The organism is Mesomycoplasma ovipneumoniae SC01 (genome assembly GCF_000218525.1).
In the GTDB taxonomy this organism is placed as follows: Bacteria; Bacillota_I; Bacilli_A; order Mycoplasmatales; family Metamycoplasmataceae; genus Mesomycoplasma; species Mesomycoplasma ovipneumoniae_A.
Genome location: NZ_AFHO01000002.1, coordinates 24690 through 46456 on the forward strand (window position 1 = coordinate 24690; position 21767 = coordinate 46456).

13 protein-coding genes are annotated in these 21767 nt (G+C 28.1%); 3 read left to right on the top strand and 10 right to left on the bottom strand.

The genetic code is table 4. The features are described 5' to 3' along the window. The first annotated feature begins 320 nt into the window (after nt 1-320). Nucleotides 321-2627 (top strand): ABC transporter ATP-binding protein, encoded by a 2307-nt coding sequence (locus MOSC01_RS0100310; RefSeq protein ID WP_010320841.1) that lies wholly within the window; start codon nt 321-323, stop codon nt 2625-2627. Between the two features lie 51 nt (nt 2628-2678). Here the strand turns inward: MOSC01_RS0100310 and MOSC01_RS0100315 are convergent, their stop codons facing one another. The 3 genes from MOSC01_RS0100315 to smpB form a co-directional block, all read right to left on the bottom strand. Next, the gene (locus MOSC01_RS0100315; RefSeq protein ID WP_010320842.1) at nt 2679-3860 is read right to left on the bottom strand and encodes an IS3 family transposase; all 1182 of its coding nucleotides are present in this window, start codon (nt 3858-3860) and stop codon (nt 2679-2681) included. Nucleotides 3861-3999: 139 nt separating this feature from the next. After that, nucleotides 4000-4617 (bottom strand): thermonuclease family protein, encoded by a 618-nt coding sequence (locus MOSC01_RS04780; RefSeq protein ID WP_010320843.1) that lies wholly within the window; start codon nt 4615-4617, stop codon nt 4000-4002. Nucleotides 4618-4628: 11 nt separating this feature from the next. After that, the gene (smpB, locus tag MOSC01_RS0100325) at nt 4629-5066 is read right to left on the bottom strand and encodes an SsrA-binding protein SmpB (RefSeq protein WP_010320844.1); all 438 of its coding nucleotides are present in this window, start codon (nt 5064-5066) and stop codon (nt 4629-4631) included. 62 nt (nt 5067-5128) lie between these two features. Between smpB and MOSC01_RS0100330 the strand changes: the two genes are divergently transcribed. Further along, complete coding sequence (locus MOSC01_RS0100330) at nt 5129-7744, top strand: cation-translocating P-type ATPase (protein ID WP_010320845.1); 2616 nt, start codon at nt 5129-5131, stop codon at nt 7742-7744. Here MOSC01_RS0100330 and MOSC01_RS0100335 read toward each other — a convergent pair whose 3' ends face one another. From MOSC01_RS0100335 to MOSC01_RS04395, 3 genes are all read right to left on the bottom strand, one after another. Next, nucleotides 7745-8695, bottom strand: a complete 951-nt coding sequence (locus MOSC01_RS0100335) for a nucleotidyltransferase (protein ID WP_010320846.1) — start codon at nt 8693-8695, stop codon at nt 7745-7747. Between the two features lie 61 nt (nt 8696-8756). Then, a complete protein-coding gene (yihA, locus tag MOSC01_RS0100340; protein ID WP_010320847.1) occupies nt 8757-9299 on the bottom strand; it encodes a ribosome biogenesis GTP-binding protein YihA/YsxC in 543 nt (180 codons plus the stop codon). Between the two features lie 237 nt (nt 9300-9536). Then, on the bottom strand, nt 9537-10790 hold the full coding sequence (locus MOSC01_RS04395; RefSeq protein ID WP_010320848.1) for a hypothetical protein: 1254 nt from the start codon (nt 10788-10790) through the stop codon (nt 9537-9539). Nucleotides 10791-11199: 409 nt separating this feature from the next. Between MOSC01_RS04395 and MOSC01_RS04690 the strand changes: the two genes are divergently transcribed. Then, nucleotides 11200-12990, top strand: a complete 1791-nt coding sequence (locus tag MOSC01_RS04690; RefSeq protein WP_010320849.1) for a surface lipoprotein — start codon at nt 11200-11202, stop codon at nt 12988-12990. A gap of 670 nt (nt 12991-13660) precedes the next feature. On the opposite strand, the gene MOSC01_RS04945 is transcribed toward MOSC01_RS04690, so the two are convergent. The 4 genes from MOSC01_RS04945 to MOSC01_RS0100375 all read right to left on the bottom strand — a co-directional run bounded on the left by MOSC01_RS04945 (nt 13661) and on the right by MOSC01_RS0100375 (nt 21595). Next, nucleotides 13661-14545 (bottom strand): DUF31 family putative serine protease, encoded by an 885-nt coding sequence (locus MOSC01_RS04945; RefSeq protein ID WP_010320850.1) that lies wholly within the window; start codon nt 14543-14545, stop codon nt 13661-13663. 16 nt (nt 14546-14561) lie between these two features. Further along, on the bottom strand, nt 14562-15350 hold the full coding sequence (locus MOSC01_RS04950) for a DUF31 family putative serine protease (RefSeq protein ID WP_010320851.1): 789 nt from the start codon (nt 15348-15350) through the stop codon (nt 14562-14564). A 127-nt stretch (nt 15351-15477) separates the two neighbouring features. Then, nucleotides 15478-18507 carry a P110/LppT family adhesin N-terminal domain gene (locus MOSC01_RS0100370; RefSeq protein WP_010320852.1) on the bottom strand — a complete coding sequence of 1010 codons (3030 nt, stop codon included), beginning with the start codon at nt 18505-18507 and terminating at the stop codon, nt 15478-15480. Between the two features lie 10 nt (nt 18508-18517). Beyond that, nucleotides 18518-21595, bottom strand: a complete 3078-nt coding sequence (locus MOSC01_RS0100375) for a P97 family adhesin (protein ID WP_010320853.1) — start codon at nt 21593-21595, stop codon at nt 18518-18520. Between the last annotated feature and the right edge of the window lie 172 nt (nt 21596-21767).

The window sequence follows — 21767 nt, forward strand, 5'->3', positions numbered from 1 at the left end:
TTGATTGATAAGTAGATTTTTCTTTCGGAGTGTTAGATTTAAAATTTAGTGTTTTTGGTTTGATAGTTATTTCTCCTGAGTTTACCAAAAAAGTTAAAAAAGTACCTAAAACCCGACGCTTTGTTAGGATTATCTCATCAAACTGCAAAACTCGGAAAAAAAGGGAATTTGGACTAAAATTAAAAATTGAATTCAACTGTACTTTAAAATTAGAAGAAAATTTTGAACTAAATTTTAAGAAAATAGTAAAATAATTTGATTGAAAAAAATATTTTATATTAAAATATACACAATATTAAAAAAGCTATTTAGGTGCAAAAATGATTCAAATTCGTAACATCACAAAAAGGCTCGGAACAAAAATAATTTTAAATAACATTAGTTTTGATATTCCAACTAATAAATTAACGTTTATTTCTGGTCAATCAGGTGTTGGAAAAACGACACTTTTGCATATAATTGCCAAAATTGCCAAAGCTGACAGCGGGCAAATTTCCTTTTTTGATAAAAAACAACAAGTCTTAAAAAACCCAAATGTTGATATTTTTTTTCAAGATGTGAATCTTATTGAAAATATTTCAGCTATTGATAATGTTCGAATTGGGACAAGCATTTTAGGTTATAAATTTAAGCAAGATGAATTTAGTAAAAATGCAAATTTTTTAAATCTTGATCAAAGTGTTTTTAAAACAAAAATGGAAAATCTCTCTGGTGGTGAGAAACAAAGAATTGCAATTCTTCGTTCTCTAAATCGAGGTTCAGAATTTATTTTGTTTGATGAGCCAACTGCCGCCCTTGATAAAGAAAATGAGCAAATTATCTTTGAAAAAATTAAGCAAATGTCAAAAAATCACACAGTTGTGGTCATTAGCCATAATACTGAAATGGTTCACAAATATGCTGATCAAATAATTTTTTTACAAAAAGACAAACCACCAATTATTAAAATTAATGATACTAATATATTAGAAGACAAAAATTCTGAACAAACTAGCGAAACTAAACATAAAAAAGTTGCAAAAGTAGTTCAATTTAAGAACAAATTAAATATTTCACCGATTTTCGTCATTGCTGATATTAGTAAAAAATTAACCCTTACTATTTTAATTATAATTGCTTTTTTAGCGGCCGTATTTTCAATCAGTTTTGCTTTTGAATTAAATCTTGGAACAGCAAAAGTCGAACGGCAGCAAAAATATACGCTCTCACTCGATAGAAATTCAATTGAAAAAAAATCAAAAGTAGCTTTTAACCAAGATGAAATTAAAAAAATTAGTGAGTTTGAATCAATCAACTCGCTTGTTGCAAACAGACCAACCACAAATATAAACTTGCACTATGAAAATCGAAAAATTAATCTTAGTCAAGTTGATGTTGATCAAATTGAAATTAATACCTTTTTCAAAGACAGAATCGAAAATGATCTTGTTAATTTTGAAGGAAAATTCATTGAAAATCCTCAGGAAATTATTCTTTCAAAATCAACAATTGAAAAACTTAAAATTGAAAATCCATTAGACAAGACAATTTATCTTGCTTATGATTCTAATAAAGAAATTGAAAAAAATCAAAATAAAATTCCGCTAAAAATTGTCGGAATTAATAATGGAATTAAAAGTTCTGTTACCAGATTAGATACTTTTAATTTAATTGATTTTCCATCATTTATTAGCACACAATCAATTAAAGATCTTGAAAATTTAGTTAAGCAAAATTCTGTTGATAAAACAAAAGACAAGAACTTTCAACTGTTCAAGGAAATTAATTCTTATATTCCTAGCGAAAATCCTCAAAGCTCCGCGCTTGAACCATTTAAAATTCCGCTAAAAAATACAAAAGTTTTCCCGCAAAACAATTTAGAATTAATAACTGGAACATTTCCAAGAAAAGTCGATGAAATTCTACTTTCAACAACAGCAATTGATTTAAATGCTAAATATAAATTAAAAGTAGGCGATATAATTCAAACAAACTCGCCTTTAAATCAAAAATTCAATTTACTTGTTGTTGGAATTTTTGACTCACCAGATTCAGAATTATTTTATCACGAAGATGCCCAAGAATTTTATACCAACTTCCAGCCAACCAAACTTACTGCTTATTTAACGACAACTGACGAACAAAACAATCTTGATTTAGATGCAAAAAATGCTAAATTTGATCTCAAAATAACTCCGCCTTCAAGCTTAATTCGTGTAGTAACTAGCCAATCTTTAGCGATCATTTCGATAGTTAACAAGGTTACTTTTGCAGTGTTTATAATTTTTGTTATTATATTGATTTCATTCATTTTAGTTTATGCCAAAACGATTTCTGAATCAAAACAGAGAATGATTGGAATTCTAAAATCGCTTGGTGGTTCGACTTTATTAACGCTTTTTTATCATACCTTAAATATTGTTTTGATATCGATTGTTGTTCTAATTTTAAGTTTTGTAATTATTTTCCCGTCAATGGAATCGATTCATATTTTAATAGTTGGCAATGAATTTCCTGCCGCATCTCAAGAAAATTTAGCCCTAATTTTATTATCGTCCTGAGCCGGACTTTCAGTTGCATTTATTCTAATTTATGTTTTGATGTCCTTAATTACTTACAAAAAAACCACTCAACAGTTATTAAAATAAAAATGAAAGGTAATGTAAACTAGGACAAAAAAAATTAACAGTTTAATATTATTATAACATCATAGCATATTGCTGTGGTGTTTTTCAATTTAAAATCGATTGAATTCTATAGTTGTTGTATCAAAATATATAATCTGCAATTATTTTTTTCAGATCTTCTAAAGTTATTTTACTGTAGTCTAGCTCGTTTAAGCATTCACTTTTTATAATTGAAAATCAGTATTCAGCCTCCCTATTATCTAATGAATTTCCTATACGAGACAACGAAACAGTTCCTCCCATTTTATTTATTTTGTCAATATAGATTTTTGAAGTGTATTGAAATCCATGGTCTGAATGAATAACAAAATCTTTATCAATAGAACTAAATGTCTTTATATTATCCATAACTAAATCAAGATCATTGTTTACTGATAATTTAAAATCTCTGATTTTTTTAGTTTTATGCTCAATTATTACAGACAAAAATACATGGTTTTCCTTAACATCTCTGGGAGCTTTTATATATGAAACATCAGTAGCAAAAATATTTCTATTTAATTTATCATTGTAGTCGCGTTTAACAATATCCGGCAGTGCGAATTTGGTGTTCTTAATTTCGCTCTTTCTTCTTTTTTTCCTAATTTTGCACACTAAATTCAATCTTTTTAAATGTCTTCCAAGACTTCGAGGGTGAATGTAAATATTATGTTTCATAGAAATATAAGCGCTCAACCTTAAGCGACCATATCTACCTTTGTTATCAAGAAAGGATTGTTTAATTATTGCATCATTTTTGTGCTCCTTTACTTTTATAACTTTAGTTTTAGATTTTGCCACTGATTGTCTGCATACATTAAAAATTTTTGCAGATTTGCTATAGGGAATGCTTAGTGTTTTGGCTTCACTAATTTTTCCTGATTTTAATTTATTTTTATTGATTTCGTAATATCTCTTAGCTATTACTATTAATTCTTCTTTTGTAAATTCGTTTCAATCAGGTTCAATTTGTTTTTTAGGTTTTTTGCCACTACCTGGCTTTCTGTTCGCACCCTTTTTATCTAATAATTGATCTTGCATACCATTATTATAATACCGAATAATTTTTTCGATTCTTCGAAGTAGTTGTCTTCTGGTTATAAAATTTGTATCTGGTGAAATATTATTTATATAATTTATTGTTTGTTTTAATCCAAATTCATTGTAAATTTTATAAATCATATCAAACTCGTCTTTTATAAAGTGTCTTGACATTAGTATTCTCCGTTTTGTTACATTTGAAAATTTAAAAAAAGCTAACACTTTGGGTGTTAGCTTTCTCCCTAAACTCGGACAAAAAAAGCCAACACCTTAGTGTTAATTTTTTTGTCCTAGTTTAATGCACCTTTCATTTTTATTTCTTCTTTAAGTTTTTAAGACCATAAATTATTGAAATATCTTCTTCTCAAAGCATAAATTTACTTTTTTTGGCAGATTCTTGGGCTTTTAAAATTTGGTCAATTAAATTTTTATATTCAGGATAATAATAGGTTTTTTTAGGATTTTGATATTGGCCATAACGATGAATTGCAAGACCTTCGCTAACCATTTTAATATTAATTATCTCACCCATTTCATTTTTTAGAACAACAATAATCCGCTCATACGGGTCATGGCCGACAATTTCAAATGAAATTCAACGATTTAAAATTAGCTGTTCTAGACGTTTTTTAGCTCTTAAACCGTGAAATTTCATAGTTTTTACATTAATCAAACGATTTGGCCGGCTAAGTTCAAGTTCGGGAGTATCAATACCAAAAATCCGAAAACGAATACCGTTTTTATCAGTAAAAGTGTCGCCATCATAGACACTTTTTATAAATGTTGTATAAGTTAAACCTTGTTTAATTCGTGAATTTTTAAGAAAAATAGGTAGTTTTTCTATTGGATTTAAGCCATCAGTTGGAACTATTTTTTCTGAAACAATTTCTGAAAGATAATCATAACAACTTGTCAGTGAAAAAAGTGGCAAAAATCCGGGAACTAATAGTAATTTTTTAAAAATTTTTGTGCCTCCCTTTTTTGATCTCGTTCTTTTATAGCATTTCTTTTGTCAACCTTAGTTTTTCCTTTTGCAAGGGCAATTTCTATTTTGATTCTACGATTTTTCAGACCAACAAAAAGTGGAATAATAGTTAATTTTTTTGTAACTTTTTCTTTAAAAATTTTTTTTAACTCGTGTTTGTGTAATAAAAGTTTTCTTGAGCGATCAGTTTGACCTCGGGATCCTTTATAGGCGCTAATTGTTGCATTTGACAAATAAAGTTCTAAACCCTTAAAATAACAAAACGAACCTACAAGCGATATATTTTTTGCCTGAACAGATTTAACTTCTCATCCTTCTAAGACAATTCCCGCTGTAAATTTGCTAATTATTTCATAGTCAAAATAAGCTCTTTTATTTTCAATTAAAATTTTCATTTTTGAACCTAAAAAATTATATAATTATATTCAAAAATAATTTTATATAAAAAAGGGCGAAAATGATTAAAAAAGAAAAAAAAGAGAAAAATGACTATAAAAATACTGATAAAATTGCATTTTTAGAGGAAATTGACAAACAAAGGGGGCTGAATCAAGAACAGATTGAAAAATCAAAAAATTTTTTTGGCGAAAATAGACTACCAAAAACTCCGGAAAAATCAATATTTTTCCGTATTTTGTTACAACTAAAAGAGCCGCTTACCTTAGTTTTAATTTTTGTTATTATTATTTCAGTTATCATTAGTTCAGTTTTTGAACATGATTTGCCTTTTTGAGCTAAATTAATTTCTTATCTTGAGCCAGCAGTTATTGCTTTAATTATTGCAATTAATGTTTTTTTCTCTTTAGTCCAAGAAACTAAATCAAAAAAAGCAATAGATGCAATTTCAGATCTTAACTCGCCAGTTTCGACAATAATTCGTGATGGGAAAAAAATAAGCCTAAAATCTGATGAGATTTTAGTAGGAGATATTCTTGAAGTTAGTTCTGGCGATTTAATTAGCGCCGATGGATTTGTCATTGAAAATAAAGAATTATCCGTATCTGAAGCAATTCTTACTGGTGAGTCAACATCAGTTTTTAAAGATGAATTTAAAAATTGAGACGATAAAGCCTCAAAAGTTTACAGCGGAACAAGCGTCTTAAATGGACAGGCAAAAATTTTGGTCTCAGATGTTGGTCAGAATACTGAACTTGGAAAAATTGCTTCACTTGTAACAAAAACAGCCGAATTAGAATCCCCACTTCAGAAAAAAATTGCTAAATTTTCAAAAATTATCACTTTTATTGCCGCATTTTTAGCAATTTTTTTCTTTTTTATTTATATATTTTTAGTTGAAAATGGCGATTTTAACCAATCAAAACACGCTGTTATAATATCACTTTCACTAGCAATTGGCTTTATTCCCGAGGGTTTGATACCGCTTGTTACTATAAATTTAATTATTGGTGTTAAAAAATTAGCAAAAAATAATGCAATTGTCAAAGATTTAAAAACAATTGAAACTCTTGGAGCAGTTTCAATTGTCTGTTCAGATAAAACTGGGACAATAACTGAAAATAAAATGCAAATTAAGGAAATTTATTATCACCAAATTGAGTCAAAAAATTTCTGGACACAAGCTGTTTTAAACACAACCGCATATAGTTTTTTTGATAAGTCAGTTGAAAAATATTACGGTGATCCTGAGGAAATTTTAATTTTACAAAAGGCAAAAACTTTTGAAATTCAAAAAGAAGTAATTGAAAAACAACACAAATTTTTAGACAAAATTGTGTTTAATTCCAAACTCAAATTTTCAGCAACTTTTTATGAAATTGATAACAAAAAGTTTCTTTTTATCAAAGGGGCTCCTGAAATTATTTTTAAAAAGGCAGACAATTTAGACCCTATTTTAGAAGAGAAATTAACCCAAATGCAAAATTTAGGATATCGTATTTTTGCATTTGGATATCGTGAAATTGAAAATGAACTTCAACCTAATGAAAATCTAGAAAATTATGTAAAAAACATAATGATTTCAGGACTTGTATGTTTTCAAGACCCACCACGAAAAGAAATTAAACCGATTGTTAAAGATCTTTTAGATGCAGAAATTAAAACGATAATGATAACAGGGGATAATTTTCACACTGCCGCAACAATTGCAAAAAATGTTGAAATTTTAGGTCCAGAATCACTTGCAACAGGCAACCCTGATTGAAAAAAAGATGACTTTTGACGTGAAAATGTTGAAAAATTTCACCTTTATTCACGTGTTCAACCTGAAGATAAATTAGAAATTGTCGGCGCACTACAATCAAAAAAACATGTTGTTGCTATGTTAGGTGACGGAGTTAACGATGCTCCATCATTAAAAAAAGCCGATGTTGGTTTTGCAATGGGAATAACTGGTTCACAAGTTTCAAAACAAGTTGCAAATGTTGTTTTAGCTGATGATAATTTTAAAACTCTTTATCAAGCAATACAAATTGGCCGTAATATTGTTGCAAATATTAAAAAACTGTTTGTTTTTTTACTTGTAGCTAATTTTTCAATGCTTATATCAGTTATTTTTGCAACCTTACTTTTTAAGGAACAAATTTTTACATCACTACAAATACTTTGAATAAATGTTGTTTCTGAAACTTTCGGTGGGATCGCCCTTGGTCTTACAAATATTTCAAAAAATGTTATGAATAAAGGCTTTTTAAACGAAAATAAATCACTTTTTAATAAAAAACTGATTTTTAGCATAATGTTTTGAGCAATTTTCATCTCATTTTTAGCATTGCTAAGTTTTTGAATCACAAATTCACAAACTTTTTCCTTTTTAATTATCAGCATTAGTCTTTCAAGTCTTTCTTATATACTTGCGGCCGATGAGAATATTTTTAAATATAAATTTGCAGATTTAAAATTTTTACATCTAGGTTTCTTAGCTAGTTTTATTTCAATTGTAATTGTTTCCTTTATCCCCGGAATAAATTTTGTTTTTTCCCAAAATGATTTTAGTAACTCAAACTTTCTTATTTTAAAGAATAATTATAATTATTTATTACTTTTAACAATTTTTGCGCCGTTTGTATTAGACCAAATTTTAAAATTTTTTAAAACGTACTTTAAAAAATTTTAATTAATTTTGGTTTTTTCAACAATCAAGATCAACTGTGGTTTCATCAAATTCAGATGGATTTTCAATATTAAACAAAATATACAACATTGTTCGTTTTATACGTGAATTAGTATAACGTTTTGAATTAGTGGCGCTCAAAAAACTATCTAAGTCTGGTTGATCAATATGTTTTTTGAATAAATTTTCAATTCCTTCTTTTACTAGTCAAATTTTTCTTAGTGATTCAGGCGACTTTTGTCGAATAATTTCCTGAAATTTTGGATATAACGAGGCTAACGAACAAACTGGTTGTCTAAATTCCATTGGTGAAAACTGGGAAATTGACTTATTTTGGCTAATTAATTTTCGCAAGTATGTTGCTGAAGCAAACTTTCCAGTTGGTGTTGTTTCATTATAATCAATAGTTCTTTTAAGACTATAAGCCTGAATTGGGTAATTATTTAGCACAATTTGCTTAACATATTCAAATCCAAGAATATCATTAGGGTAAATAATTTTTTGCGAGCTAATTTTTTCAAGGGCAATGGCTGCTGCATTTGGAAAAGAATTGCCTAATTTTAATGCTTTTTTAAGATGAATATTATATTCATCAATGTTATTTTTTCACAAGTTTGCTAAATTATATAGATTTTGAACATCATTTGATTCTGATCCAAAAATAATTTTGTCAATTTTATGGTCAAAAATTAATTTTAGCGCGCCTTGGGCAAAAATATGGGCAGCTTGACTTGTATATTCAAAAGGTAATCTAATTACAAAATCAGCTCCATATTTTAGTGCTATTTTCTTTTTTGTTTCAAAATTAGCAAGACTAATCTCACCTCGTTGGGTGAAATTTCCCCCTAAAATTATGTAAATTTTATCATTAGGAAAGTTTTTTTTAACATATTCAAGCTGATAAATATGACCATTATGAAAAGGATTGTACTCAGCGATAATTGCAATTGCCATTTTTCCTCTTTTTTAAAAATAGTATTACTTTTAAATTTAAAAAAACCTATGAACTTATAGGTTAATTTTTTTCTTGATTAATTATTTGGTGAATTTTATCTAAATTTGTACCAGTTTTTGCCGAAACATTTAAACAATCAAGTGATAAATTTTTACACACTTTTAACAGTTTTGAGCGCTGTGATTGATTTGTTTTATCAATTTTATTAGCTAAAATTTGCACCTTTATATTTAATGAAACCAAAAACTCAATCATACTAAAATCAAGATCAGTAAAACCGATTTGACTATCAATTAGCAAAAAAACTAGTAAAATATTGCTATTTTTACTAAAATAATTAAAAATCATCGATTCTATTTGATCTTTTTTCGCATGAGAAAGGCGCGCATAGCCATAACCTGGAAGGTCAACGATTAACTTATTTTGACTAGTTTGGTAATAATTTAAAAGCTGTGTTTTTCCAGGAGTTGAAGAAATACGGGCAATTTTTTGCCTTGCAAGCGCATTAATAAGTGAGGATTTGCCGACATTTGAACGACCAATAAAAGCAAATTGATTTTCAAAATAACATTGTTCCGGGCATGATTTAAGAAATTTTCACATTGTAAAACTCTAAAAATTAAAAATTGTTATAAAATTTTATCCAAAACGACCGCCAGTTTGACTAATAACACTAATATTTTGATTATTTGCCGTTGTTTTTAATTGTAATTTTTTAATTATCTCATTTCTTCACATCTAGCGAAACAAAATAAAGAGTTGTTCCTACAGAACCGGCGGCGATAGTAACAAGACTCAGAACTACTTTGATAGATTTTTTCATTATTTGGGTAAATAAACCTATGATTTTTTAGGGGTTGGAGTATTAGGCTGAGCCTCAATTCACTTATCGCTATTTATGTTTGTTTCATCGATAATAAACACATGACCGCCTGTTGTTCTATTAAAAGCGCCTATTTCTGGAGTTTTAATAATAGTCAAAACTTTTTGAAGCTCTTTTCTTCAATTTTGGCGAGCAGTATGGGATCTTGCACGCGATGGATAAAAATGAGCGTAATTATTTTCCCAAAAGATATATAAAAATCCTGCTTCTTCTTCAGTTATTGGTGTTTTTGGGAATCTTTCTTTAAAAAGTCTCATTTGGTAGTTCTTTTTAAAAACATATTTATAAAGATTCTTTTTTGCTTCACGATATTTCTGAGCATTATCGCCTACTGAAGATTTCAATAATATTTTTAAATCTTCTTGTAATTTATCAATGATTTCATCAACTTCACGCTCTGATTCGGTTGTTGCAAGAGAAATTGAACCGGATGATGTTGACTTGGAAATATCACTTTGACTTTGGGTTTTAGGTTTAGGTTTATCTTCTTTGCGTTCAACTTCTGGAGTTTCACTAATAACGATAACTTCAGGAGTTTCTACAATTTTTGGTGCTAAAACCGGTTTTACATCTTCATTAGAAACTACAGGAGAACTTAATGGGGTTGAATCTTCAATTTTTTCTTCAGTTTGAGTCGGTTTTTGATTAATTATGACAACTTTTTCAACAATTTTAGAAGATTTTGATGGGGACTTTTCTAAATTTGTTTCCTTTTGGGGTTCTAAAACTGAAATAGAAGAATCTTTACTTTCGCTAGTTTGAATTTTACTAACTGAAACAGCTTTTTTTGTTTCACTGACTGGTTTTTTGACAGGTTGGGGCAATAAAATTTTTGGTTGTGTGTTTGATGAATTTTTTGGTAGTTCAATTTGATTATTAGAAAAAATTATTTTTGGTTTTTTCGTGTTTTTAGTAACTTTAATAGGCTCAGATTTTTGAGAATCTTCTAAGACCTCCGGACTTTTTAGAATAATCGTTTCATCATTTTTTACAGTTTCTTGGGTTGATAATTCTTCAGAATTTTGGTTGAATTCATTATCTTGTGAATCAGAAAGTGGTGAAAGACGGGTTTCAACTTGAAGTGTTTGACGCGCTAAAGTTGTATTATCCAAATTAGAAATAGCATTACTAGAAGTCAAATAAATAGCTGTTCCTGCTGAGCCTGCAACAACTGGAACTAATCCAAAAACCAATTTTAAAGATCTTCTCATATTTCACCCCTAGAAACTAAAACCAACACCAATAATTATAATAATACCAAGAATATAAAATTATTTGAAAAATAAAACAAGAATGATCTAGCTCATCCTGTTTGTTTGATTTACTATATTTATTAATTATAAACAAAAAATTTTAAAAGACAAGCAAAACCTGGGAATTTATTTATATCAATTCTTCAAAGTATTAAAATATTGCTAACCTGAAAAATAAAACAAAATTATGATAATGCAATATTTCAACTTCTTTTAGTCACAATTTAAGGATATTTTAGCTATTTTTAGATATAACTTATTTGTTAGCAAAAAATTTTGTTTTTTTACCATGAGGGCAATAATTTTAGCTAGATTAAAAAATTGGCTATTTTTGTGTTATAATTTAATGTAACTTGTGAGGTGAATTATGAAAAAAATATATCCAAAAAAATGATTTTTAGGGGTCTCTTTGAGTTTAATGCCAATTTTTTTTATTGCCGCTGCTTGTGGGCAAAACAACGGTAGTAAAAACATTAATCCAAATAAAGAGAAAGATAATGATCCAGGTTCAGGTTCAATAATTAAACAAAATCCTAATCCGCCAGAAGAATTAGGTGGAAATAAAACTAAAGGGCAAGGAGATTCTACGCCTTTTCTTGAAACACAAAAAGGCAAAATTGAATCAGATACTTTTAAAATAATCCAAGAAACAGAAAAACAAAAAGAAAAAATCAAAGAAACAGAAGAACAAACAAAACAAATTGAGGAAAAACAAGCAGAAATAAACAAAGAACTTGATAAAATTGAACAAAATCAACCTTCAACTGATGAACAAGAAAGTGCTAAAATTTCAGAAAATATCAAGAAAGAAAAAGAAAAACTAGAAATTGAGAAAGCAAAATTAGAAAAACAAAAACAAGAACAAGAACAAAAACTACTTAAAGAAAAAGAGCGGCTTTCAAAACTTGAGGAAGAAAAAAGACAAAAAGAACTAGAAAAACAAAAAATAATACTTGAAGAAAATAGACTTCATATTCAAACAGTCAATGATTTAAACGCTGTTTTAGCAAAAATTCCAAATTCTTTAGAAATAACTGAACAAGAAAAAAAATCATCAAATAATGTTGCAACCGTACTTTATCATTACAAGTCAAAACCTTCAACTTTTCATTATGAAAATTTTGTAAAAAAAATTGATAACTTTGACGACCAAAATTATACAATTAACTTTAGTTTTCCTTTTGAGGTTAAAACTGTTGAAAATAACAGCGATGTTAATCAAAGAAGGCTAGAAAATGTTGAACTTTCAGTGTCCAAAAAGGGTTCGAACACAAAAGTAACAAAACGAGTGAACCTTCTTTGAAATTTAGAACAATCAAAGCAAATTCAACAAAATGAACAACCAGAATTATACCAAAAAGAATTACGACCTGTTTTTAGCAAAATAAGCCCTTCAATTTTGGCATACGCCTTAGTTAATTCTGATAATGAGGCCGTTTTAAATTCAGTACTTTTTGGTGATTTTAATGCTGCATTTAGCGAAGTTTCACTTTCAGTTGGTCTTAAAGATGAATTTTTAGGGATAAAATCACTTAATGATGAGGAAAAATTTTCCTTTGATATTATAAGTGCAACCCCTGATGATGAAAATGGGACTTTAAAAATTCAAGTGAAAAAAACAAAATTTAAAGAACAAAAAGAACAAATTGGCGATGTTGAAAACTTTACTTTTTCCAATTTAAAGAAAAATAATAAAAATACAGCTGAATTTGAATTTGAGGTTGATCAACATAAAGTTTGGCCTCAAATAAGAGAAAAAGGAATTTTCAAGAACAATAGACATAATAAGGGCCAACTATCAGAGGTTCAAAAAGGGTTAATAGCTAAAATAATTTTTGAGAGCCTCTATTTTAAAATAAAAAACCCCGATCCTGAGGTTCTTTTAAAGGAATTTTTAGTCAAAGATCATATTAAAAATAACCACTTTTTCCCTTATCCGCAAATTATTTCCCTAGAATGAGATGACATGATAAATGAACCCCACAAAAAAATGACACTCAAACTAGAAGGTAAAAAGTTAATTTATAGTTTTAAACTAAAATACGCAAATCTTTTACCAAATTCAACGATTAGTCCTCAAGATCAGACACTCCAATTTTCAGATTACAAAAGCACTGAAATTAAAGGTGAAATTCCCCTTGATCAATTTTTAATTTAAATAAAATTTTGTAATTTTACCAACAAAATTATCCTTTTATTTTAGAGCAACTACTAATAAACTAGATGTTAAAACCCTTTGATTTAGATGATAATTTGTATTCTAGGCACATTTTTTAATAATTTTGGTTAAAAAATGTGTGGTCATCGTGATTATAAATTTTGTTGGCAAAAAACCACCGTTGGATTTAGTTGCAAAAAAACCTTAATTTTTTGACTTTCCCAGTTTGATGGCAAAAATTAACTTTTTATTTAATACGAATATACAAAAATACCCGTAAATTCGGGTTTTTTACGCTATAATCTTAATTTTTATTATTTTAAAAATTAACCTTTGCAAAAAAAAAAAAAAAATGCTTGGTCTAAGAAAAAATTATGTTATAATAAACAACACTAAGAATAGTTAATAAATTTTTGATATTGAATTAAGGGGGAATTAGTTATGCTTTTTGTCTAAAAAATTAGATAGCGCGAATTTTCCATTATATTTTTAAATATGATGGAATGCCTTAAATTTAACCGTTTAAAAATCTATATAAATTTAGGGCTTTTAGTTATTGTTCTTTCAAAACTTCATATATTTTTTTAGGCTCAATGTACGTAAAAACGAGTTTTCTATTTACATTGAGTTTAAATAGTAGTTGTATTTTTTTATTTTAACTTTTTAAGTATTAAGGACCATCTGGAAATAGTAAAGTTTTGCGAAAATCTTTAAATTCGCCTTCATTTTCAGATAATTTTTTTAAGTTTTGCCGATATGATTTTTCTTGTTTGGGAAACAGTTTTTTATTTGTACCATCAATTAAGTTGTGTGCTAGTCCATAAGAGTCAAAATCAGCAATTTGGACAAAAGGAGTATAACCAGCTTTGCCACTAATGTCTAAATTACCACCTCTGGTTTGAACAGCAGAATAAATACCAACAGGTAAGCCATAATCGTTAATGACGAGCGACCCAGAGGCTCCATAATACAATCCACTATTTTCAATAAAGGTTATAAAGCCAAAAGAGGAATAACTTCTGTTAGGGCTGAGAATGTCATTTAGCGCTAAACCATTGCTAAAACTATCGTTGGAAATTGCAAAAGCCTTGTTAGTTAAGTTTTTTGGATAATTTCTCATCAAAAATTGTTGTCCATCAAGGCTTGGATAACCTAATAAATAAAGTTTTGTGGTATTAGGAGATAAAATGGCAGATTCGCTAATTCCTAATTTTTCTGGCTCAACAATACCTTTTTGATAAATTGAGGTATAATCATAACTTATATAAGGGACTGCATTTTTGTCATGATTTGGATACTGTTGTGTCTGAAACTTAGCAATATCTTGCTCGATGTCTACAATTGCCTTTTCGATATGCTCTTTGAATAATTGAAGATTTTCCTTGTTTGCATCATTTTTTGAAATGAGCTCATCTAATTTTGCTAAATTAACTTTTAGGCCAAAAACGGCAAAATCTTTACCAATTCCATTGTTTATTTTTTGACTACCAGGAGATGTGGTCGATGTTTGTTTTAGTTGCTCATTTGTTTGATTATCAAAAATATTTAAAGCCACAAAGACAGTTTTGGGATTATCAAAAATTCCATCGATACGAATCTCTCTCTCTCTCTCTCTCTCTTAATTGCTTGTTAATAAAGTAAACGGGAGTATTGTTTGCATCTGGTCTTGAGTTATTATCAATTGCTTGGATGTTAGCTTCTTTTTTTGGCACACCAATAATAAAGCTATCTACTTTTTCGCCTTTGTTTGGCTCAGTAAAATATTCAGGGAAAGTGTCTTTATATTTTGAATCTAAAGTGTTAAAAGATCTAGCAAAAACATGAGCATTTGTAGCAATATACAACATTACTTCCGTCTTGTTTTCATTGTAAGCAGCATCTAATAATCAACCTGTTCCTGTCGGCTCATATTTGACAACATCATCAGGATTTTTCTCATCTGTTTTGTCAACGCTATTGAAAGCGATTGCAAAAGTTCTGTTTTTTAGCTTTTCATATGCTTGCGCATCTGTTAGTTTTGCTAAATTAGATGCTAATTCTTGTTTTTGTTGTTCTCTTAAGCGTTTAGCATTTTCTATTCCTCTTTGTATAAAATTCGGATTGAAATGAGGAACAAAATCCTGTTGGCCATTTTGCGGGTTATTTTGTGATGGAGTAGTTATTGTTTCTTTTGTACTATCTGATGAAGTGTTTGGTTTTTGTTCTATCTCTTTTTTTGGTTTGTTTGGTTCTGTTACTTTTGGTTGTTCTTTTTCATGGCAAGCAACTAGAAAGGCCACTATACTTAAAGGTGTAACAATTGAACCGGAAGTGATTAAAAATGTTTTAAATTTTTTTATTTGATTATTATTTTTTTTCATAAGTTTGTGCCCTTAAAATAAAAGTTTGATTAAATTAGTATAAAAAATTCAGACAACTAGTTTTTTATCTATGGTTTTAATTACACCACTTTTGTTAATTTTTTCTACTAACTTAGGTGCAAAGATTTTATCTTAAATATGCATTAATAAAGGAACGTTTGATTTCTTCGCGAGCTGATTTTCCTAAAGGGCTGGTCAATTGAGAATTGTTGTAAACAGCAAGACCTTTAAGAATTATAGAAGCATTTGAATTTTGACTTTGAGTTGAAGTTGATCCATTTGAGCTAGTATCGGTTGTCATTTTTTCAGGGTTAGGACCGATTTGTGTTCAATCAAGATTGAAAAAATTAGGGAATGGAGTTCACACGCCAGTTAAATGGTTGGTATTAAAAATTGTTTTAGCGTTTAAACTAACTGAGGATGGCGAATTTAGTTGATTATTTGACGAAGAATAAGCTGTAATTTCAAAAGATCAAGGGGTTTTGATAATTTCAAGGAGAATATCCTGGTCTTGTTCAATTATTGGATTAATTTTTTGACCTACAAGTGGTGAAGAATTTCGCAATTCTTGTGAAAAAAAACGGCTTTCATCGATACGATTTGCAATTTCTATTGATGGCCGATATTCAGAATTAGGCGGAAATCCAGTAGGATTTTCGTTTATATCTGCCGATAACATCCTATCTTTTATATTTCAAGAACTAGGTCCAAGAACAACAGCTTGTTTTTCTTTTAAAGAAGTTAAAAATGTATCTATTTCTAAATGTAGTGAATCTTGATCCTTACGTAAATAAGTATTAGAAGATTGAAAGTTTTCAACTTGTTTAAAATCAAAACCAATAACATATTCGTCAATTTTTGCATCAGTCTGTTTGATGTCTATTGAAGAATTGGGAATAATTTCTACTTGTTTATTTTCAATTTTTGCCTTAACTGGTTTTGATTTTTCAACATATTTAGATCTTGCAACTTTTTGAATGAAAAGTCCACTACCATTTGAATCTGAAAGTAAATAATGTTTTTTATAATCATTAATATTTTTTGGTCTAAAGGCAAAATAAACAACTCCTGAATTGACTCGTGAAAATGGGGCAGGATTTGTTTTTGGCGCTTCAGATGAACTAGAAGTATTCACGGTTTTTAGTGAATTATCTATAAATTTGAACGCTTTTTTGATTTCAAAACCATTGTGGGTTGACTTATTTTCTATAGAGCTACTATTCTGGAAATTAATGTCATTATCAGATAAGTCTTGAATTTTTTCTGATGCCATTGATAAAGTTTTTGAAAAACTAGCTTTTCCATCAAGGAAAAAGGTTGGATAAAATTTGGAGGCAACATCAAAGGCGCTTTCTTGCGAACTTAAAACATTATTTATTTGGATTTTTGAAGAGGCTAATTTTTCGTTATTTTTTGTAGAAATCAGTGAAAATTCAATGACAAAATTATCGCTTTGTTTTTCAAAGTTTATTTCTGGTTTGACATCAAGCGAAATAAAATTATGCTGTAAATTTAAAGCTTTTCAGATAGATTTTCCTAAAGTTAATGATTCATTTTCACTTTTATTTTCATTTGAATCTGAAAAAGTTTGGGTTTGAATTGCTTGGGATTTTGAACTTTCTGCAATTTGAATTAACTCATTTTTATACTTTTCAAGTAAATCTTTAGTTGGATTTTTACCAAAATCAAGCAAATAAAGCTGACTAACTAATTTTTCATTAGGATTTCTGGTGTCAATGTGATTAGAAGATAATGCCTTAATTTCATTAAATATTTGAACCAATCTATCCGAACTAAGTGCTGGCGTATTTAAAGCCTTTGGCAAAGAAAAATCTTGTAATTCAGTTTGAGGTAAATTCCTTGCAAAAATACGTGAAAATTCGTTTAGATCAGGCTTGATATCACTGTCAAATTTAAAATCTAAAACTTTTATATATTTTTGTTGGTCTCTTTTTGTTAAGCTTCCGTTTAAATTTAAACGAACTTTTCCATCTTTAATTAAATTTTGGCGATCTTGTTCACTAATTTCAGACAAATCCTTAAGAATAACATCTATATTTACAATATAATTTTTTAATTTATTAGTATTTAAACTAAACTCATTGCTAGTGTAATTAAATAATTCTGAAAAATTTTTTGGAAGTGAGCTGTTTTCTTTATCGTCTTGAGTCGAATACAAATATGAACCAAGTGATAAATTTTTGCTAACAAGATTTTGCTGGATTTCAGGTTTTAATTCTATTTCAGGAATTAACTCATCATTTAGTCAAGATTTTATTTCCGCTTCAATTTCTTGATTAGTAGCAATTCCTTTTATTTCTAGCTGGATTGGAGTTTTTTTATCGCCGTCAATTAAATCAAAATTAAGGTAATTTTTGCCATTTTCAGAAAAAAAACTAAGATTATTGTCAACAATTGTCGGTTCAAGAGTCAGTCCATTACGAATAAAGGACGGATTTCCTAAATTATTTATAAAATTATAACTTCCCTTGAACGCTAAAAGTGCTTTTTCAAATGCAATAAATTTTTGGCTTTCTGTCTCTTGAGCAGCGCTAAAATTAGCTTGAATTTTAGATTTAAATTCAGCAAAGCTAATTAAATTTTTTGAATCTATATTAATTGATGATTTTTTTTCATCAATTTCAAATTTAGAAAAATCATCAGCAACTTTAGTTTCCTCAGCAAAATTTTTAATATCAATTGCTTTTGAAAAAATTTGGTTATTACTTTTTGACTTTAAAAATAAAACAATATTTTTTATCGAATTTCCACTAACTTGCGCATTTATCAAATCATAACTAATTTGAAATTCATTTTCATATAATTTATTAAGATCTATTAATGATAAAAGGTCAAAATTATAAATTTTGCTTTTTGCTAAATTTAGTGCAGTGAATGCGGTTAAATTTTTAAAATTATCTTTAACTGTCAAATTATCAAACAAACCTGCTAGTCCATTTTTAAAAGGATTTTGTTCTTGTTCTAAACTCAATGTTTGAATTTCTTCGTTTAATTGTTGATAGTAGGAACGATTATAAGAATAAATTCCTAAGGGAATTGAAATAGCAAGCCCACTAACTAATGTTAAAGATGAAATTCCAATAACTATATTTGATGTTTTTTTTGTAAAATTCTTAAAATTGAAAAACTTTTTCATTTTGACCTCGCTAGTTTGCTTGTTGATTTTGATTAGATGGCTGCGAATTAATTGATTTTTTTACTGAAATTTTTAAACTGCGTGAGGCTAAAACTTCGGCTTGATTTGCATTATTTTGCCCAGAATTTTGAGGCTGAGAATTTTTGTTAGAATCAAGAATAGAAACTGTTAGTAAAAAATTTATTGTGTCTGTTTTTATTGAATTTTCAAAGCTAGGAAATATATCAAATTTTAGTTGGGCATTTCCTAATGATTTTGAAAAATAATTTTTAGTATTGTTCAAATTTTTAAGATCGTTTTCTAATGATGAAGTTTGATCAGTTCCCTGTCCAGTTGTGCTAGTTTGAGCCTGACTAATTTTGTTAAATGTTTCGTCATTTACTTCAAAATTCAATAATTCAGAAGGAATTGAGTCTGCTAGTGAATTAAGTTTTTCTCGATTTGAAATTTTTGGATCAATTTTTTCGGTAGATAAATTAATCAAAATTTTTCTAACAGGTGTTTGAAGGGAGAATTTATTAGACCTTTCATCCCCGATATTGTAATAAAAATTTAGCGTTAAATATTCATAATTTGCGCTATTTGTTAAGTTTTGTGGAGCTTCTACAGGTTGTTCAGATTGTTGAGGTTGTCCAGATTGCTCAGTCTGTCCTTCACTTTGTTGTTCAGATTTAGGCTGCTCTGTTATTTTTTTAATTTCTTGATCAAGAGTTTGCTTTGAAATTTCATTGCCTTTTCTAAAAACTATTTGATAATGTAGATTTGAATCTATTTTTTCTCATGCCAAAAAATTACTCAACTGGGCTGATTTTAAATAAAAAGCTAATAAAACATCAGCAAGTGTAGAAAACTTAACACTTTGTTTGTAATTTTCCTTTATTTGATTAAGATCAAAATTAGTATTAGATTCCTTAAAAATTTCTTGATCTTTCAATGCGACTAAAACCTCTGATGCTGATTTATTTTTCAAATCACCGATTTTAGTTTGTATCGATTGGGGTAAAAATAATGTTGAAAAAAAGCCTTGATTAAAAACATCTTCAAAATGATTATTAAAACTTAAAACTTGAATGTTTTTGTTATCAAGATTAATTTTTGCTGCTTTTTTAAAGATATCTTCCTGCAAATCATCATCAAAAAGTTGCAAAGAAGAACGATTTTGATTAAGAAGTCCAAAATATTTAGCTAATTCAAAAAAAGTTTTAGCAATTTTATTAGGATCTTGCTGAATATAGTTTGCAAAAAAAGCAGCTACATCAGATGGATTTTGAAAAAAATTATTTGAAACTAAAGAACTAACTGCTAAATTTTGAGATGAATTTGTCGAATTTATACTAGTTGTTGTTTGCAGGTTTTTAAAATGGGAAATATCGCCTAAGCTAGGAACTAAAGTTTTACCTGATCAAGACTTAACTTTTGCCTCAAAATTATCAAAATTATAATTATAAGATGAAGGCAAACTCAATTTATCGGCCAAGGCTTTATAATCCCGTTTTAATATTAAATTGTCTAATTCTTCTTTGTTTAGTGGTACTTTTGCAAAAACAGGTTCACCAAAAGTTGAGATAAATTGCGATAAATTGGCGCTTTTATTGTCAAAAAGTTGATCTTGTTGATAAATTATCCCTTTTTGTGTTCCAGGAACAAAAAAATTACCAAAACCACTAGAAGCAAGATTAGAATTTATAGGCAAACCAAAGCCTTCAATTCTTAAAATTAATTCCTTTTCATTAATAATTTCATTTGAATTATCATTAAAAAAAGACTCATTTAAGACAATTTTATACGGTAATTCGACAATATATTTTCCGTTGTCATTTATTAGTTTTGTTTTTGATGTGTCAAAAATAAAATCAATACCTTGCTTATCTGAAGGGATTGATTTATTAAAATTACCAAAATCTAAAGATAAATCTTGAACTAGCAACGAATTTATCAGGTCTTTAATACTTGAATTTTTTAAAAAAGGGTTGGATTCAAGTTTTATTTTTGCAAAAAAATCAAAAGGATTTTGTTTGCTTATAACAAGTTTTGTATCTTTTTCCTCTGTATTATAAATTAATGGTTTTAATTTGACATTTGCAAAAAACTCATTAACATCCAAAAATATTGATTTTTTATCCTTGGATTCTAGGTTTATATTGATAATTTTATTTCCATTAATTTCAAAATTATCACCTAATTGATTAAGTGCCGATTGAGTCAAATTGGTCTGCAAAAACATTGTCGCAATATTGTTTTGGACACTAACAAATTGATTGGTTGCGGCATCTTTTGCAAAATTTATATCGAAAATTCGCTCATTTTTATCAGGAATTAAATTTTCTTTTGAATTTCTAACGGAAGAAATTAAATCAGTAAATTTTGGAAAAATTTGAGCTAAATTTTTTTCAACTTGCGAAGAATTTTGATTAGAATTAATTTTAGCCGCAAAATCTAAAACTCGGTATAAATTGTTTTTAGCTAAATCCGAATTTTCTTCAGAAAAATTTGATACTATAGTATTAAAATTAGAGACTGCTTCTTCTATTTTTTCTGTAATTTTTTGTAATGCAAAGTTAAAATCTGCTTTCAAAAACTTTCTAGAATCATAAAAAGAAACAGGAGATAAAACAAAATCTGAATATGCAAATTCTTGGTCAGTAATTTGGTGTCTTGCTCTAAATTTAATAACAAAATTTTGATTTAAATCATCAAAATTTAAATCAACAAAGTCAAAAACTGGCGAATTAGTTTTTTGATTTTGCTGTGCAAATTTAACAAGTTGTTTTGAGTCTTGGCTAAAATAATAAGGAATCAAGTAATCATCAAGTTTAATAGTATTTTTAAGAGTATTTCCGTCAAATAATAAACTTTTGATTGCCAAAAAATCGCTATTTTCGCTTATTTTTTCAGGATTAAATGCGACATATTTTACTTTCTTTACAAATTGTTGGACTTCTTCGCGTGGATGTTTTCCGTTATATTTAAATGTAAAGCTAATTCCGGCTGCTATTCCAACAAAAGCTAATCCTGTGAGAAATGAAGACAAAATTAATACTTTTCTTTTATTTTTTTTAACTTGGGCTACAAAACTTGATGAATTCATACACCACTCCTAAATTTTAATAAATTATAGCATATTTTACCTTTTTGGGCTAGAACTGCTGCTATTATTAATTTTATGATTAAAAATAAAAGCAAATTTATTTTTCAAACATAAAATAAGAAAATTAGCAACTTTTTTGCTTAATTTGCTAAAAAAGTAAATAAAATTTTGT